The 17,293-nt window shown below is 49.5% G+C and carries 10 protein-coding genes; 7 read left to right on the top strand and 3 right to left on the bottom strand.

The features are described 5' to 3' along the window. Positions 1–2: 2 nt before the first annotated feature. Positions 3–2,699, bottom strand: a complete 2,697-nt coding sequence (locus K0C01_RS02375) for a transglutaminase TgpA family protein (protein WP_221170472.1) — start codon at positions 2,697–2,699, stop codon at positions 3–5. A 208-nt stretch (positions 2,700–2,907) separates the two neighbouring features. Here K0C01_RS02375 and K0C01_RS02370 point away from each other — a divergent pair, with 208 nt between their 5' ends. The 4 genes from K0C01_RS02370 to K0C01_RS02355 all read left to right on the top strand — a co-directional run bounded on the left by K0C01_RS02370 (position 2,908) and on the right by K0C01_RS02355 (position 7,355). Then, positions 2,908–3,654: an ABC transporter ATP-binding protein gene (locus tag K0C01_RS02370; RefSeq protein ID WP_221170471.1), complete on the top strand. Its 747-nt coding sequence runs from the start codon at positions 2,908–2,910 to the stop codon at positions 3,652–3,654. A 3-nt stretch (positions 3,655–3,657) separates the two neighbouring features. Beyond that, positions 3,658–4,860, top strand: a complete 1,203-nt coding sequence (locus K0C01_RS02365) for an ABC transporter permease (RefSeq protein ID WP_221170470.1) — start codon at positions 3,658–3,660, stop codon at positions 4,858–4,860. Next, positions 4,857–6,092, top strand: a complete 1,236-nt coding sequence (locus tag K0C01_RS02360) for an ABC transporter permease (protein ID WP_221170469.1) — start codon at positions 4,857–4,859, stop codon at positions 6,090–6,092. Before K0C01_RS02365 ends, K0C01_RS02360 begins: the two co-directional genes overlap by 4 nt. 75 nt (positions 6,093–6,167) lie before the next feature. Then, positions 6,168–7,355 (top strand): PKD domain-containing protein, encoded by a 1,188-nt coding sequence (locus K0C01_RS02355; RefSeq protein WP_221170468.1) that lies wholly within the window; start codon positions 6,168–6,170, stop codon positions 7,353–7,355. 356 nt (positions 7,356–7,711) lie between these two features. Here K0C01_RS02355 and K0C01_RS02350 read toward each other — a convergent pair whose 3' ends face one another. Beyond that, the gene (locus tag K0C01_RS02350; protein ID WP_221170467.1) at positions 7,712–7,978 is read right to left on the bottom strand and encodes a hypothetical protein; all 267 of its coding nucleotides are present in this window, start codon (positions 7,976–7,978) and stop codon (positions 7,712–7,714) included. 216 nt (positions 7,979–8,194) lie between these two features. Between K0C01_RS02350 and K0C01_RS02345 the strand changes: the two genes are divergently transcribed. From K0C01_RS02345 to K0C01_RS02335, 3 genes are all read left to right on the top strand, one after another. Continuing rightward, complete coding sequence (locus K0C01_RS02345; RefSeq protein WP_221170466.1) at positions 8,195–10,810, top strand: PGF-pre-PGF domain-containing protein; 2,616 nt, start codon at positions 8,195–8,197, stop codon at positions 10,808–10,810. A 46-nt stretch (positions 10,811–10,856) separates the two neighbouring features. After that, positions 10,857–11,588: a hypothetical protein gene (locus K0C01_RS02340; protein WP_221170465.1), complete on the top strand. Its 732-nt coding sequence runs from the start codon at positions 10,857–10,859 to the stop codon at positions 11,586–11,588. A 1,017-nt stretch (positions 11,589–12,605) separates the two neighbouring features. Then, positions 12,606–16,346, top strand: a complete 3,741-nt coding sequence (locus K0C01_RS02335) for a surface glycoprotein (RefSeq protein ID WP_221171175.1) — start codon at positions 12,606–12,608, stop codon at positions 16,344–16,346. A 141-nt stretch (positions 16,347–16,487) separates the two neighbouring features. Here K0C01_RS02335 and dph5 read toward each other — a convergent pair whose 3' ends face one another. Then, complete coding sequence (gene dph5 / locus K0C01_RS02330; protein ID WP_221170464.1) at positions 16,488–17,261, bottom strand: diphthine synthase; 774 nt, start codon at positions 17,259–17,261, stop codon at positions 16,488–16,490. Positions 17,262–17,293 lie beyond the last annotated feature (32 nt).

Below are 17,293 nucleotides of genomic sequence, written 5' to 3'. Positions count from 1 at the left end.
TGTTATGTCTCATCCTCGCCAGTTTGTTGCTCGTCTTCGAGTTCAGCGAAGGCGTCTGCTGCGTCGTTTGCTAGCTGTTCTGAGTGTTGTTCTGGCGGGCCATATTCTGCTTTTCGGAATATGTCCAGTAGCCGGGTGACTGGTCGTTTCGGCAGCCCCATTGTAACTGCTTGCTGGGCAATCTCTGCTGGCGTTGCTGTTGTTCCTTCCTGTGGCGTTACAAGCATCGTAAACCGTCCCCAGATATCACGAATTGACTGTTGTACTTCTGTTTGTGCTGTTTGCTCGCCGTCTGCTGTATCTGTTGTTGGTTCGTCTGTCTCTCGAAATCGGGTGTTAATCCACCGCACCGGAACAATGAGCCCTGCCCAGATTCCCCGAACAATCATGGATAATCCGCCAGTCACATTGACTGACTTTGCCCATCTGATCCCGCGTTTGATTTGCGCAAGTAGATACTGCCCAATCGCACCAGTGCCTTCGTTTGCCCGTGTGCTTATCGCCTGTATTCCGGTTTCAATCCGGCTTAGTGCCTGTAACAATCGCTGCGTGAGTGTTCGTGTAACTGTGGTTGCTCGTTCTGTAACACCCGTATACCGACGCATGCCAATTACGCCGCCAACTACAAGTACTACTCCAGCAACTCCGCCACCAATTCCCGGCAGTAATAGATTCTGTACCTCGTGTGTTGTCTCAGCATCTGCGTGCTCGCCTGTTATTGTGGTTTGCAATGCCGAGATTGGCACTGCTGTCGTCCCATCTGTATCTGTGGTCACTGTGGTCTCTCCAGTTGTTATTTGTGCCCCGGCAACTGGCTGTCCCCCGGCAGTTAGCGTTACCGATACGTTTTGTCCAGGCATCGCCAGCACACGATCTGTCTCTGTTGATAGTTCCAGTGGCACAACCGCGTGTGATGCTGTTTTGGTTAGTTCTCCACGTTCAACTGTGATCGCAATCTCATCTTTGGCTGGCACATCCATTGTCATGCTGCCTGTCTCATCTGTCATGCCGATATGGTCCCCATTCACTGCAACTGCTGCGTTTGTCACTGGATTTCCCCCAATTGTCACATATGTGGTTGCCGTTCCATCAGCAATCAATGGTGCAGGATTTGTGGTTACTGACAGTGATCCTGTAATTGGTACGGTATAAGTGTGGTCTGTTGTCCCTGTAGTCGTCGCCGCTGTGTTTGTTGTTACCGTTGCCGTCTCGGCTGTTTCAAGTGTTATCACAAGGTTCGACGCATACGGAACCGTGATTGTTATTTCTCCATTTTCGTCGGTCGATCCAACATCCTCACTGTTAACGAACACATTAACACCAGCTACCGGGGATTCCTCCTGTTGTACTGTTACCGTTATCTGACCTCCCGGCAGTGGTGACTCATCAGAGAGCAATAACGTATAGTCTGTATCTGCTCCCGGATCAGGATCAATCACAACGGGATCATCCCCATTTGTTGGCTCATCGCCGTTGTCTGACTCGTTGCCGTTTTCAGCACCGTTCTCGTCTTCGTCCTCGTCACCGATTTCATCTGCTGGTGGTAGGGCCGGATCAGTGTCTGCATCACAGACCTCCGCTACTGTATGATTGACTAGCTCTCCATCTGGCTCAATATGTGTCTGTGCTGCGGCCAGTCGGTCATCTGTTGGCGTAGGATCAAATGGAATCCATCCATGGCCAGCTACATACACTTCTGTCCACGCGTGTGTATTTGCACTATAGATATTGTAACTGCCCTCCGTATCTTCTTGTGCTTCGCCTGGACCATAGCCGGTTACGTATCTGGCAGGAATATCTTGTGACTGTAATACCGTCGTCATACTTGAGGCGAAATATTCTGCATTGCCGGTTTCTGTATCAAACAGAAATTCTGTTACCGGATCGTCGCCGGCCGGTGTCGCTGTTCGGTTATAGTCATAGTTTGCCTGCAACCAGTCTTGGACGGCACACGCTGCGTCTGCGGCGGTTGCTGTATCTTCAGTTACCGCCTCGCCAACGTCTTCAATCTCATCGGGGATTGCTCCCTTTTCGGATCCATACTGCTGGACAATTGTCTGTGGTGGATCCCCCGATGGAGTTGATAATGCCGCTGGATCGGGATCATACGTATAGGTCTCGACTGTATACTCTGTTTCGGCCGACTGCTTTGTTTCAAGATCAATCCCATGCTCCCCACTCACGCCAATCATTCCCTCGCCGTCAAAGTCAATCTCTGCTGGTTGCCACGCTGCTGGCAGCATTGTGGTATCTCGCTGCAGTGTTACTGTATGATCAGCTGTTCCCGTTGTTGGCCCTGTTTCCGGTAATCGATCAGTGTATGCTACTGTTGGCTCTGTCCGGAGCCATTCGCCGTCTTCATACCGGTCATATGCGTTTACCCGCCAGTACTGCGGCTGTGCTGTCTCAACGGTAAACTGCTTGGTTGCATTTGTCGTCGCCAATGGGTTTGTCACATCCTCGTTGATCGCTTCTCCGACCGGATTGACTGCCGCCCCGCCAATACTTCCCCCACCAACAGTGCTATATTCATCTACTGCCGGAAACGCATCTGTCGCTGTGTCAGGGTCATCTTCTCCCGGACTTGCAAATGGATCGTCAGCTCCAATGAAAACAACCGCTGCAAGGCTGATCGCAATAATAAACGTCACTATGAGTACTAGATTCCAGAGTTGACGGCGCTGGACGACCTGTTTCACAATCTATAATTAACCGTACTGACTACATGTTCTTAACTTTTGCAGGCTACGCCTCTCTCCACAAAACACATACCCATGAGCCAAAGCACTTCCGTCGCACACTGATTTTTCTCCCCGATCGAAGTTATAAGCGTTTGCCTCGCTACCGCTGTTATCGTTGTTCGGCAAAAACAGACAGGATTATACGCATTGGTTCAATGATACATATATGATGGCAACAGCCGGTAACCAGTCTCAAGAGCAATCAACTATTGCTCATTGTGATGCCGTCACCAAACGGTATGCACGTGGCTCACAATCCATCTCCGAGGCTTCTGATGCCACCTCTTCGCCAACTGTCACCGCACTTGATGCGGTTTCCCTAACTGTGTCCCGTGGTGAAATCTTAGCAATTGCTGGCCCAAGCGGAAGCGGAAAATCAACATTACTGCATGTACTTGCAGCGTTGATCACCCCAACGGAGGGGACCGTTTCTATTGATGGCACTGATATTACAAATCTTTCAGCCCGCAAACGCCGCTCACTTCGGCTTTCACAGATTGGCATTGTGTTTCAGCATTTTCATCTGCTTGATACCCTTTCGGCCCGCAGCAACGTTGCTGCACCACTCATTGAACTTGGCCGGTCAAAATGGACACGGCGTACCCAGGCAACTGAGATGCTTGAGGCTGTTGAGCTTGGTGACCGGATTGGCCATCGACCAACAGAACTGAGCGGCGGCGAACAACAGCGTGTCGCGATTGCCCGGGCGCTGGTTACAGACCCACAGCTGTTGATTGCTGATGAACCGACCGGTGAACTTGATACGGACACCGGTGAGGCAATTCTTGATCTCTTTCGCGAGGTTGCCACTGACCGGGCTGTTGTGCTTGCCTCACACGACGAGCAGGTACTTTCGTTTGCTGATCGTGTTATCCACTTGCAAGATGGCAAACGTGTCGCTGATTCATCCTAATCTATGTCGATCCGCAACTCAGTCCATCGTATTCGCTCGTTGATTGGGCTTGGCATCCGACGCTTTCTTGTTCAGGCCCGACAGTCCGGCCGCCGCCGGATTCGGTATACCGTCTTTGGGATTGCATTGGCCATTGCGTTGCTTGTGATTGTCACCGGTATTGGACTTGGACTGGCTGTTGGCACGACCGTCTATGATGATGAGATGGATTATTGGCTTGTTCCGGCAGATGACGGTGAGGATTCGCCGCTGGTCGATACTGGCGGTCCACAGTTTGCTGACGCACATGAAGCCCACACGATCATCACTGATACCGATGGTGTGGACGCAACAACCCCTGTTCTTTCTCATCCACATCTCACAGAAGCCAACAACCACTCAGAGTACCTTCTTGTACACGGCATCATAAACTCCCCTGAGCTTGAGTCATTTACCGGCGTCAGTCCAGACGGGTTGCCATCTCCCCCTGAGTATACTGCCAATCAAACAACCGGAACGATCGTGTTGACAGAGGCGGCAAGTAATCAGTTGGCTGTCGAGCCGGGTGACAACGTAACAATCGATACAACCGAGTTTACTATCGTTGCTGTTGATGAAGGATCAGGCGACTTCGCAGCTAACCTTCCGGTTGCACTGCTGCCACTCAGTGATATGCAGGAGCTGATGGGGGCGACCGCAAACGATCAGGCTGATCAGTTTGTGGTTCAGACAACCGACCCTGCTGTCGAGGAAACACTCGCTGATCTGTATCCAAATGCGGAGGTTGAAACCCGAGGAAGCATGACTGTCTCGGCGTTGTTTGACGAAGAGATGGCCCTTGCGCTTGCGCTTACTGCTGTTGTGATTTCTGTTGTTGTTGGTACACTCTTTGTTGGCACTGTTACCGGACTTGAAATTGCGAGTGACCGATCGACCCTCCAGACACTCTCGGCAATTGGTATCTCTGTGCGAAGTCAGCTTCTGCTGATTAGCACACAGATGTTTGGCCTGACAATCGCTGGTGGCATTCTTGGGAGTTTACTGGGGCTTGGTGGGATTTATGCGCTTAATACTATCCTGACAGCAACCATCATTACTAATCCAGTCGCCTACTTTCATCCCTTGCTGGCTGGGTATGGGCTTCTCGTCACGATGATCATTGCCCTGCTTGCACTTCCAGCAATCTGGATTGTTCTCCGTCGGCTTAGCGGAGGTGTGCCAGCATGAGCAAGTATCTTACTCGGATTCGGTTTAGCATCACATATGCCTATGGTCAATGGCGATCCAGCCGCACACAGGTACTGTTAGCCATTGTTGGGATTGCGCTTGCTGTCCTTGCTGTTACGCTCCTCGCTGGGGCTGGCTTTGGTGTCATTGATACCGGTCAGGACCAGTTTGAAACAGCAGATCGGGACCTCTGGGTATCAAGTGGCGAAACGAGTCTTTCTCCCGTTGGTGGCGGCTTTGCCAACACAATCGATGACTCGCGCAATCTCTCACAGTCAATTGCAGCCAATGATAATGTCACTCAAGCAACCCCACTTTCGTTTGAAACACTGTATGTTGGCGAAGAGCCTGATACCGATGCTTTACAAACGGTCATTGGCGTGGGCGTTCCCGGCGGCGGCGATGCTGTTCAGGTCACTGATGGTGCAGATTTACCCGGTGACCCACATTATGCCGATGGTACCTATGATGGTGAGAAAACCAACCAGGTGCTACTTGATCAGGGCACTGCAGACCGCCTTAACGTGACAGTTGGTGATACGGTTCATGCTGGGTATACAACGCTTTCTGCAACCGCAAACAACATGACCGTTGCTGGTATCTCTCCAACCTATCAGGAACTGCTTGGGGCTGGTACCGTTGTGATGCCACTCAGTGAGTTCCATACTGAAACCGGCACCACCGGTACCGAGCCGGCGACATTTATCACTGTTAGTGTCGATGATGAGGCAGACACAGCATCCGTGCAGGCCAAGTTACAGGAGGCATATCCAAACTATGAGATCCGGACTGACCAACAGCAACTCCAAGCGATTGTAGAGGATCAAGTGCTTGTTTTTGCTGCTGGTGGATCGACAGTTGTCCTTGCGTTTATTGGCGGCACTGCACTTACATTTACATTGCTTTCTGTTATTATTTATCAACAGCGCCGACCGCTTGCAGCCCTCCAGGCTCAAGGTGCTGGAACCGGATTTGTCCTTTCGATTGCACTCGTTCAGGGGCTATTGCTTGGTACGCTTGGTGGTCTTGCTGGTATTCTCCTAACTGCACCGGCCGCATCTGTGCTGAATCACTTAGCAGCGCTGATCGTGGGTTTTGAGGGGCTCGTCCAGACTGACCCACGGATCTATGCTGGTGGATTCATCATCGCTGTTGGTGTCGGCACACTTGGGGCATTAATCGCTGGTGTTCGAATGTCGAGGTATGCAGTTATTGATCGATTAGAACCGTAGTGCCACAAATTACCGAATTTGCAGGCTTGATCAACCCAAAGAGTATATACTCCTAGTGTGTCGATATCTAACTAAATGCGCCAGCTTGGATTGATCTGTCTTGTTGTTTGTCTTGGCATGATTCTAGTTTCTGGCGTTGCCGCTGGAACAACAGCTGATACCGAACCTGATATCATTACAGATTCTGGCAATCTTATTTCAATTCCTGAGGAAACTGTTGAACATGGCGGTGATGAGTATACAATCACTGATATCGCGTATGTTCCCGGTGATGAATCGATCGAGTTTGACCACGATGTACCATCGGGTGAACTTGAGCTCCGAAGTTCTGACGAAGAACGTCTTCTTACCAATAATTCATTATCAATCGATGCTGCTGAACTTGATGCAGGAACATACGCGGTTCTTCTTCTTGATGACGCAAGTATTGAAGCAGTACAGCCGCTTGTTATTTCCGGGTATAAACCGACAGTTGAGGAGCAAACTCCAGATACACCAGGACCGGGAGATGAGGTAACTGTTGAGTTTTCTCTCAATCCGATTGACGACGCTGTGTCTGATACAGACATTGACGCTGCTGATGTCGAGGTTGGATTCACTGCAGATAACGACCCTGTCATTGAACAAGCAGATGCTACTGCTGAGGAGCACACATATACCGTTGACATTCCTCTTGATGCAGATTTGTCTGCTGATGCGTATCAGCTTCATGTCAGTGTCCGCGGATCAGATACGGCATTTGGTCTTGGTACCGAACGGATTGCCTTTTCTCCACTTACTACGCTTGACGTATCTGATGACGACAGTTCTTCTCCTACCGATCCATCACCCCCAAGTGATGACCCATCAATTGACGGTGTGGATATTGAGTCCCCTGCTGAACCAACCGTTAACGACTCCGTGACATTTTCGACAAATCTCACAACAGAGCAAGCCGAAGACGCTGAGTTTACGTGGGAAATCGATGGGATGGATGATTCCGGTGAATCGATCGAACATACACATACCTTCGATAGCGCAGGCACGTACAACGTATCGCTTACTGTCGATACAGATGATGAATCAGTATCTGACACAACGACAATCACTATCACCGAAAATGATCATAATGACAACAACGAGACTGACAATGGAGACAGTACACAAGAATTAACAAACCAGACAAATGACAATGATGAGGATGATCCAATTCCACTGTCAATCATCGTACCCGTTGTTGCGTTGACTCTTGGTCTGATCATCGGTCTCTCTCGAACTGACTGATCTTTCAGCAAATTGGTCTATACTTCCTCACAACAAGTACTCGCAATATTTGTTTGACCTCCTCCAACGGTTGTCCCCCTGTCTTTTACCCATACGTTCACGAGGATCAAACGGACGTTTCAGACGCTGTCGACCCCGATCTGTGCTCAAGAGATCGAGATGAGCAGCGATTTGGGCAGTGATATCGGCGATAGGGAGTGACTAAATGCGGATAAACAAGGTCGGCAAAACCGTTCTATGAGGGTGTTACATCCGTAGATATCGGTATTTCAGCCGATCTCACCGATCCCGACAGCGACGTAATTTGTGGATAAGAGACAGGGCTTTAGCCGTGAGATTCCTCTCGCGTGGGTACTCTAGTCCGGTGCTGGTTCCCACCGGAGGCAAGATTCCCCTTTGCGGGGACTCCAGTCTGTGCGCTCCGCTTTAGCCCTCGTAAAGAGGGTCTGGTCTGTTGGGGATCCGCTCACGGCACGCCGCTTCGCGTTGCCGCAAAGCGTGCGTCCACCGTCGTGTTCGCTCGGGTGGGCACAGGCTGGGCCATCGGCCTCACCGCCGTTCCGGTCTGGTGTAGCAGTGGCAAATGCGGGGCCTCGCTTTTTGATTGTAGTGGAGACACCCATCCAACTCCACGTTTCCCCCAACCTGCCTATTGTATTATATGTTTTCAGATGAGTAAAAGGGAAGGATTACAGTCGACTGTACAGCGGCGGACCGTTTCATCGTGTTGTTGCTCACACCCACCGCTAAAGCGGATGGACTTCCGCTTGATATGTGTCAAATAAGGTAGAAAGTCGGTAATATTATATCCGATGCGACATATAGCGTTCCAGTATAGTATGGATTCAGACTCAGGACAGTCAGTATTTCAACTATTTACCGTTGTTCTGATGATTTTAGCGCTGTTGGTTGCACCGGCCGCGATGGGGGGCATCGCTGGTGCTGATAGCTCTGGTACGCAGACACAGAGCACTGATAATACCTTTGATGTTACTGTGAACGAGACAACGGTTGAAGTGTGGGACCGTAGTGTGCTTCCTTTACAGACCGATTCAGATGCTGCGGAGACCTCTGTAGAGGCTCCCGACCTCCGTATTAACGATCCAGACGGAACTGACTCATTTGATGTTCGATCAGATATCTCAGTATTTGGCACCGATAATGTTCCTGTTGAATATGGTGATCGTGACGATGCAGACACCGCACAGTGGGACGGTGACGCAACACTTGTTGTTGCATACTTAGATGAGTCACTGACCGAAGAGGATATTCCAGACGACGGCATTATGAATCAACTTCCGAGTTCCATCGCAGAACTTGATGATTTCCTTGCAGATTCTGCAACTGCTGAAAACCGCACGCAACTCAATGACAATGTCACATTCGCTGAAAAAGACGTGACGATTGATGGGGATGGAACCTTCGCGGACGATGTCAATCTTGCTGATGATATTGATGATCCATTTGATCCTGGGTCTGGCCAGTATGCGATGATGCTCAGTGATGACCCGGTCGTTGAGATTGAGAACAACGAAGTGCAGGATATTGCTGATGATCCAGGAACTGTGATCGGTCTTGAACAGGCAGCTGTTCACGCCGACGAATCAGCCATTGAGGTTGATGATGCAGAACCTGGCGATGACATTACTGTTGATGTCGATACAGATCTTGATGACGCTGATGATGATGTCATTCATGCTGTTGGTATCTATAATGAAGAGACCTTCACTGATGCTGAGTTTACCCTAGATGTCACAGAAGAGTTTGATGAACTAGGCGACCTTGATGATGAGGACCTTGTTCTTGAACACTCGATTGCGTCGGTCAATGGTATTGCCGACATTGCCACTGACATCTCAGCGGCCGGAATGACTCTTTCTGAACAAGAGGAGAGTGGTGAGTTTGAACTCCAAGCCGTCATTGAGCGGCTTGCTGATGAAGCTGGTGTTGACACACCAGAACTTGAGGCAACTGGTGATGAGCGACTTGATGCGTCAATGACGGCGCTTCAGGGCAGTGCCGATGGGGAGATTACTGTTGAAACGTTTGAAGACTTTGATGAAGGTGAGTATCAGGTTGTTCACGTTGCCTCAGAAAACGACACCAGCCAGCAGTTTGAGACAACAGAAGAACAGATAACAATCGAAGAGGAGGACGTTGTTGATCCTGATCCAGACGAACCAGATCTTGAGATCATCGAGTTTGATGATGTCTCCATCTTCGAAGGGCAGCAGGCTGATATTTCAGCTGTGATTGAGAATGACGGCGACGCCGATGCAGACGGAGTTGATGTTGAACTCGATATCGGTGCTGGCGAGATTGTTGACACACAGACTGTCGATATTGAGGAAGGGGCTACGGAGACCGTGACCTTTGAGTCAGTCCAAACGGATGACCTTTCCCCTGATAACTACACCATGGAGTTAGAAGCAGACCATCCGGACACGGACGCGTCCGACACTGCTACTGCAACTCTGACAGTTAGCGACACTGAGGTTGATGACCTTGATCTTGAACTAGACCGTGAGACAATTAAAGTTGACAGAACGACATCTGCAACCGTCACTGCAACCTTTGAGGATGGCACTGAAGAAGATGTAACCGATGAGGCAACCATCACCAGTGCCAATGACAGCATTGCGAGCGTTGATGACAATGTCATTACCGGCGAGGGGCCAGGTATCGTAACTATCACCGCAGCATTTGATGGTGCAAGTGATACTGCGCAACTTGAAGTTTTACCTGTTCCAGCGGTAGAAGAAGATGAAGAGGCGCTCAATACGACCCGTCAAGACCTTCTCCCGGACGATGACGATGTTGTGTTCACCCGCTCTGAACGCAACTCACCGGTCTATGGTACCGATGATGATGAGACAATCTATGGCTTTACCGGTGCTACATCCGTTGAAGATGTCCGGATCGGTGGTGAGATTGCCGGCGATGCAAGCACCAGTCTTCTTGCATCCGCTCCAGAACGAACCGGTGAGCCGGATGATGAGGTGCTTGCAGTCTCCCATCTCGATCTTCCAGAGGCCGCAGCTGATGGAAGTGGCAGCATGCTGATGAACGTCTCTGTTGACGCTGTCGATGATCTAGATGCCGACGCTGAAGATGTCGAAGCGGTCAGATACAACGATACCGCCGACGAATGGCAAACACTTGATGCTGAAGTCGTTGATCAGGATGATGAGTTTATCACACTCCGTGCTGATGTCCCTGGATTCTCATTCTTCGCGTTAACCGCAGAGGAAGATGTTGACCCTAGTCCTGATGACGATGATGTCTCAATCCTTGCCATCTTAGGAATTCTTGTCCTGCTTCTGTTAATCGGGTACGTTCTGTTACGCTCGATGCGCAGTGATGACTCTGATGATGACTCGAACAGCGATGGATCTGATGACAGTGATGCCGGCGTTACCGAATCTGATGATAACTCTAACGGACAATCGAAGTAGCTAAACACCGGAACGGATTAGGTAATCGGCACTAAACTATTGGAGTGTGACAGAAATCGATCCGACAATCACTGTTGCCACAGCGGTGGTCACTGCAATTGGGCTTGTGTTCACGATTGGAGGGTATGACCTTCGTAATCTCTTGTTAGCTTGGATTGGCTGGCTCGCCGGTGGCACGCTCGGAGGTATGGCTGGCTGGATATTCGTCCCACAACTCCTTGATCAATCACTTGCCCTCGGGGAGCATTTGGTTGCTGTTGCTGTGGCCGTATTTGTCGGGGCTGTCCTCGGTCGAATTCTCATCTCGATGCTCGCCCAGTTTACGGTTGCCATTACTGCTTTTGTCACGGGGGCGCTTGCAACGCTGGTCCTTGGTATTGGCGAAGAAGCCCTATCTACTCTTTCTGTCCCGGATGCGGAACGTGCTGCATCCCGTCCTGAATTGTTGTTCACCGAAATTGCTGAACTCTCACTCTTTACTGATCCAGAACTTCAACAGTTCCTTGCACTTGCAATCATTGTCGGAATTGCCGCAGCAATCATTTCCCTTCGCTATTATGGGGCCATTATGGCAATCACTCTGACCGGCCTTGGAGCTGCGTTACTTAGCACAGTGTACCCGATCTGGGAAGCAATCATCACAGAAAGCACAATCGTTGTTACGGGCCAGGCTGAACCCTCTCCGATCGTCTTCGCTGGGGTGTTTGTTTTTGGACTGGTTGTTCAGGCCCTGCGACACAGCAACCGGCTTACCTCGAGTGACTCTACGACTAGCTGATGCAACTTCTCCCGACACCGTAGTCTTCTCACGGGGTTACAGCACGGAAGCCCACCCGTTTTAGCGGTGGGAAGAAGTGCATACGCTTGATTTGACTCTGGACCGTACGTCAAACCACGTCCCACAGGCCCAGAAGCGGTCGGTGGGACGGGCTGTCTGTCAGCCAGCCCCGGAGTCAGGGGACAGCGAACGAGTCCCTCCGACTCTCTGCCTGATTGTCGCCTGAGAACGTCTCTGATTAGAACGTCAGGGACGTGGGACCTTCGGGCTAGAAGCGCGAAACTCGGGAGTCCAACTGACAAGCCAACGACTTTAATGGCTTAGAGAAGGTTTGAAATTTAATTTCTCCGGTGTAAATTATCTCCTTAGAGGAGCGCAAAAGCATTTTAGAGGAGTTTAAGCGTTTGTTCGCTAGCCCGGGATGTTCTGAGGGGTGTTTGCTGGATTGGTGGTGGTGGGCAAAATACCACCGGTAGAAGCCACAAGACTCCTGATATCGACACCTACATATAAACGGATATCTGTACACTTCGCGCTCTTTAAATCCACCGTTTGAAGGGCTCTATCCACTGCTAAGATTGCAAGGTTTCAAATCACGTCTTGGTCATTAAGTCGTTGGTAGCTGACAATGGCAAAGTACCAGAAATATGGTCTCTACCCGCTGATCTGGCATTTTATCACCCCCACACCATAGCATATATATCGGGTCAAGCTGTCCAGCTACTTGTCTGACGCGCGCATGCTTTATAGCATACTTTATGTCTGCGTTATGAGAAATATTGTTTGGTATCGAAAATAGTGCGTACCTGTGTGTCGGGTTCCTAATCAGGCGGTTATGTCCATTATTTGAACGTATTTCTCTCCACATCTCACAAAATATTTATAGTCGGGGATAAGACGTATAAACTGGTAGACTCACGATTCCATTATGACACAATTGACTATGCATAGTATCAGTACCCGCCTTTCTTCTGGCGGTGGAGTATCGTATTTTGATTATGAATATGGAGGTGAACTATGACAAGTAGGCGCGAGCAATTCCGTGCTATTTTCCTTGCGACTGTAATGGTTGTCTCGATGGTCGCAATGGGGGCAACCGCGCTTGCTGGCAGTGCTGCTGCTGATCCAGAGGCAGATTTTTCCGAAGGTGACATCAGCGCTGGATTTACCACCGGCTTGGATAACGCAGAACTAATTGCTGGCAGTGGCGATCAGGCTACTAACGTGTTTGTCATTGAAGATGGAGGTACGGACGGAGCTATTGATGGCACTACAACCATAGAACTGCCAGAAAATGTTAGCTTCAGCGATGGTCTGGATGAAGATGATATCCAAACCTCAAAGAACAGCGAGGCGGACTTTACTTTCACCGATGTCACTATCGTTGATGACCAGACACTAGAAGTCGAAATTGACGGCCCCACCTCACATGATGACCAACTTCGCCTGAAAGGACTTGAGTTTGATACAACTCCTGATCTCGGATCTGATGACGAAGATGTCAACATTGACGTCTTCCTCGGCGATGTTGACGAACAGGTCTTCGACCCACAGAAACCATCACTCGATGACGACGACGACTCATCTGTTGGTGCTGACTCATCAGGTGAAGGTCTGGAGACTTTGACTGTTGAAACAGCCGATGCTACAGATGGTCTTTCAGAAGCAAACAGCCAAATTGCTGAAGGCGAAGATGTTATTTTCACCATTGAGGATGAAGGTTTAGAATTCGCTAACGTCGATGACATTAGTATCGAAGGTGGCAGTGATGCCGGAAACATTGAGGAAGATGACATCTCTGCTGAGGCAAACGAACTTTTCCTTCCTGTGAGCGAATCATTCGAGTCTGGTCAATCCGTTCATGTCGAAAACATTCAGGTTGATGTCGATGCAGATGTTCCTGATGAAACTGAACTCTCGATGACTACAGAGGCAGAAGCTTCGACTGGCTCTGTTGAAGCGGATGAGACTCACACAATTGCGATTAGCAAGCCTGAACTCACAATCTTCGGCAGTGATGAGGTTACCCTTGGCGCTGGTATAAACGGCCAAGAAATTGCAGAACCGGATGATGATTTTGTCGTTGAAATCACGAATCAGGAAGGTGTCATTGCAGAGAATACCAATATAACATTAGCAACGAATAATTCTGATGTTACGTTTGATGAACGACAGGAGATTACCATCTACGATAATGATGAAAGTGAAGTTTCAGCAGATTATGATGTAGTCATCGAAGACAATGTCTTGACTTTCAATGTTACAGACTCCCCACCAGCCGATGGAGAGTCACTTTTCATTGCAGATGCTAGCGATGAGGAGTCACTTGACTTCAACACTTCTGCTGACATCGACGATGAGACGTCTGTTGATATCGAGCTCCAGACCGGTGAAACTGGAGAGGTCACTTCCGTTGATGAAAACGCTCTGATTAGCGTTGAAAAAGCTGATGTCGAAGTCGGTCAATCGTTTGGAGAATTTGACGAGATTCCTGTCGAAGACGCAGATGCACATGGCTCAATCATCGGTAATCCCGGGAATGGTGACGATGCCATTACTGTAGTTCCGGCAGAGATTTCTGATGACGATGCTGTTCAAGTCGCAGACGGAACCAATATCACCTTTGAGTTCCCAACTGACAGCGAGATTACCTTTGATACCCGAAATGCCATTGATGAAGACACTGGTGAACGAGTTGACTTCACATATTGGGAAGTTGTAGTTGATGGTCCAGAAGACGAACCTGAACTTGGTAGTGACGATGTTACCTTCCAAGAAGTAAGTGACAACGAGCTTATTGTCCAAGCGGACGGTGACTTTAGCACTAATGATGAGCTGACTGTTGCTCCATTCGGACTTCTAAATGTGACTGCCGAAGCTGACGATGTGGACATGTCAGTTACGTACAATACGACAACTGAAGCTGATGGCGGTAACGACGTCACCACCACCAGTGATGTTGACACAGTCGATGTGATGGCCGATGACATTACCGGCGATGCTGGAGAGAGTCCTGAAAATGTTGTTGCTGGCGAAACCGAAGTAGGAACTGTTGAGGTCACAAATGAGACGTATGGACCCTTTGGCGGTGCCGATGTCTCCCTAGAGTTAACTGAATCCCCTGGCGATCTTGATGCTGGTGACGTTCTTAACACGACCAGCCTTGAGACAGCAGGGTTTGACTTTGAAAACCCAGGATACGGAACAGCTCCGTTTGAGTTTAGTGGTACCCTCGCTGGTGATTACACTGTCAACGCAACACTTGAAACTGACAACGGCGAAGAGCACGTTGATCTTGAATACACAGTAACAGCTGGTGCTCCTGATGAGATCAGTGTTGATCTCGAAGAAAATGCAATCCGTGGTGGTACAAGTTACGATTCAACTAATGAAGAATTTACCCGAGAACACCGCGTTGCTGCCTACAATGTTAGTATTTTCGATGAGTTTGGATCTTTGACCGAGAAAGATGACGAGCCGTTCGAATTCGAACTCACAACTGCCGGGTCTGCAAAAGTCATTGCTGATGATATCGATGATGGGCAGCCAACGGGTGTTATTCAGGATGAAAACCTCGGTGAGCGAATCACTGGCAACGAACTTGGCGAAGAGATCACTGATGGACATTTCTACGTATTCGTAGATAGTACTAACTCTGGCACACACGATATCAACCTGGATGTCAACCCTGTTGAAGAAACTGCAGGCATCGACCGTGATGATGCTGATGCAACTTTCTACAGTTTTGCTGAAGAAGGTAACATCGAACTCGAAACAGACTCTATCGCTGAAGATGAGACCACCAACGTTTCAGCCAACCTCGTTGATGAAAACGACGATGTAATCGAGGTTCCACGAATTGGAATTGACTTCGAAATAACCAATACCTCTGTTGCATCATTCACCGGTGACGAGACTGCTGACACTGAACAAGACGGACTCGCTGAAGTAGAGGTCATTGGTGACGAAATCGGTGAGACTGATATTGAAGCTACACCAGAACAAGATGACCTCGACGAGTTCGACGTCGACGCTGCAACCGCAACTCTGAGCGTTGTCGATGACGAGGCCGACTTCCAGATTACCGAATTCGACGATGTAGAAATCACTGAAGGTGACGAAGCAACTGTCGATGTTGAAGTCACGAATGAAGGAGATGCTGAAGGTACACAGGAAGTCGTAGTTGAAGTTGACGGTGAAGACATCAGCGCAACTGAGGAAATTGAAGAACTTAGTCCTGATGACAGCGAGACTGTCAGCCTTGACCTCAACACTGAGGACCTCGACGCTGATGACTATGACATGACCGCGATGACCGACGACGACACTGCAAATGCAACACTCACCGTCGAGGAACCAGTTGTTGAACTTGATGTTACACTGGATGATCTCACGATCGACGAAGGTGAAAACACTGACATTGACGTTGATGTCGAAAACACCGGTGACCTTGACGCCGAAGATGTCGATGTTGAACTTGACATTGACGACGGCGAGATCACCGTAGATGATACCGTTGATGTTGATGCAGGTGACACTGAAACGGTTACCTTCGAAGACGTCGAAACTGAAGATCTCGATGCTGATGAGTATGACATGGAGGCAACCGCAACCCACGACGATGATGACGCATCCGACACGGCAACCCTAACCATTGAAGAAGATGATGAAGGAATCCCAGGCTTCACGGCTGGCATTGCAGCCCTCGCCCTGCTTGGTGCTGCACTGCTTGCTCTGCGCCTGCGTAACGAAGAATAAGGTACTCGGCTAACGCCGACTACTGAGCGGTTCACTTTTCTCCCCTTTTCTTTTCATTCCTTTTCACCAACCCCGTAGCAACGGCTACCTTCTCTTATCTCTCTATCTACCCAAAAAAGACGCAATTCCGTCCAGGTCCTCCTATTGTGAATCAATAACTGCTGTTGGTCCATCACAGAATGCCTTGACTGCCTGTGCCTCCATCTCATGTAATGTTCCTGGGATCACAAGCATGTGCAACGGTTTGCCAAAAGAATAGTCAGCAAGCGCATCCAGATTGTCTGCCTTTAGTACCGGATCATCGGAACCAGCCCGAGCAATCCCAATCGCTAGCTGGTCATCAAACGCTTCCGCCAACAGTTCAGCGCCTGTATCAGCAGTCATATACTCATCTCGTCTGGCCTTGATATCCAGAAACACGAGTGTATGCAGATCACGCTCAAGATTGTCTGTAATGGTCTTGATGACACTACTCGGAACTCCATCTGCTCCGTGTGCCCATGGAAATGGCAACGTCGTTGCCGGGCCAAATCGATAATTCTGCAACCCAGTCAGACTACTGGCCGCTGTCTGTGCTGTTACACCATGAATTACCTCCGTCTCAATGTCTCGCTGTGCAGCCCGCAATCGCAAATCAACATGTGTTGTTGCAATCATTGGATCACCGGCGGTCACAAACGCAGCATGGCCTGCCTCAGCTGCATCAAGGATTGGCGCTGGATCCTGCTCAACTCCGGCTCGATCCCGATGTTCAATCTCTATTCCATGAAAGTCGGATAATGCATCAAGTGTTGTTCCAGCAAGCTTGCTGGTGTACGTCTCAATAAACACCCGATCAGCCGCCTGTAATCGGTTCTGTCCGCGTAGCGTAATGGATTGTTCATCATATAATCCCAGCCCAACGAAACTAAGCATACACCGAACTGGACGCTCTGTCATCAAAACAA

The organism is Salinarchaeum sp. IM2453, from assembly GCF_019693215.1.
Classification (GTDB): Archaea; Halobacteriota; Halobacteria; order Halobacteriales; family Salinarchaeaceae; genus IM2453.
Note: the sequence above shows the minus strand (reverse complement) of the source record. Positions and strands in the feature narration are given on the sequence as shown.

Bases quoted from the DNA above. Each gene is read 5' to 3' on its own strand.
- K0C01_RS02370 (WP_221170471.1), top strand. From the start codon at position 2,908: ATGATGGCAACAGCCGGTAACCAGTCTCAAGAGCAATCAACTATTGCT.
- K0C01_RS02365 (WP_221170470.1), top strand. From the start codon at position 3,658: ATGTCGATCCGCAACTCAGTCCATCGTATTCGCTCGTTGATTGGGCTT.
- K0C01_RS02360 (WP_221170469.1), top strand. From the start codon at position 4,857: ATGAGCAAGTATCTTACTCGGATTCGGTTTAGCATCACATATGCCTAT.
- K0C01_RS02355 (WP_221170468.1), top strand. From the start codon at position 6,168: ATGCGCCAGCTTGGATTGATCTGTCTTGTTGTTTGTCTTGGCATGATT.
- K0C01_RS02350 (WP_221170467.1), bottom strand. From the start codon at position 7,978: ATGGGTGTCTCCACTACAATCAAAAAGCGAGGCCCCGCATTTGCCACT.
- K0C01_RS02345 (WP_221170466.1), top strand. From the start codon at position 8,195: ATGGATTCAGACTCAGGACAGTCAGTATTTCAACTATTTACCGTTGTT.
- K0C01_RS02335 (WP_221171175.1), top strand. From the start codon at position 12,606: ATGACAAGTAGGCGCGAGCAATTCCGTGCTATTTTCCTTGCGACTGTA.
- dph5 (WP_221170464.1), bottom strand. From the start codon at position 17,261: ATGCTTAGTTTCGTTGGGCTGGGATTATATGATGAACAATCCATTACG.